Annotated in this window: 2 protein-coding genes; both read left to right on the plus strand. The window is 45.3% G+C overall.

The genetic code is table 11. The annotated features are described in order from the left end of the window. Window positions 1–195: purine/pyrimidine permease (locus tag ACWHAR_RS27825; protein ID WP_452088536.1), on the plus strand; the 195-nt coding region annotated here is incomplete at its 5' end. Between the two features lie 61 nt (window positions 196–256). After that, window positions 257–628, plus strand: a complete 372-nt coding sequence (locus ACWHAR_RS27830) for a DUF423 domain-containing protein (protein ID WP_003227446.1) — start codon at window positions 257–259, stop codon at window positions 626–628. Window positions 629–675: the final 47 nt, after the last annotated feature.

A 675-nucleotide genomic window follows, 5' to 3' on the forward strand; every position in this document is an offset into this window, starting at 1 on the left:
GGCATCTCACTGCTGACAGGGGTTGGTATCATGTTTGTTCCTGAAACTGCGTTAAAGGGATTGCATCCGGTATTTATTTCTCTTTTAAGCAACGGGCTCGTATTAGGGACGCTTGCTGCAATAGCGGCTGACCAGTTCCAGCTTTGGCGCAGGAGAAAATCCGACAATCTCGTGTCAACGGAGAACAAACATTGAATTTTGGTGCAGGTGCGATAAGATAAATGATATGAGTTTAACGAAAAGGCGGGAGAGATAGATGAAAGTTTTTATCATATTAGGGGCCATTAACGCCCTGCTTGCCGTGGGACTCGGAGCATTCGGCGCTCACGGATTAGAAGGGAAAATACCTGATAAATATCTTCAGGTTTGGCACACAGGCGTGCAGTATCATATGTATCACGCCCTTGGGTTATTCGTTGTCGCGTTTCTGGCTGATAAATTATCCGGCATAGGCAGTGTCACGACAGCCGGATGGCTGATGTTTGCGGGAATTGTGCTGTTTTCCGGAAGCTTATATATTCTAAGTGTGACGCAAATCTCCATTCTTGGAGCGATCACCCCGCTCGGCGGTGTGGCGTTTATTATTTCTTGGATTATGATCGTTGTCGCAGCCGTCAAATATCTATAAACAAAAAAGCCAATCCTCATCATATGAGTGATTGGCTTTTTTCTTAT

This window comes from Bacillus sp. LR--39, from assembly GCF_053613335.1.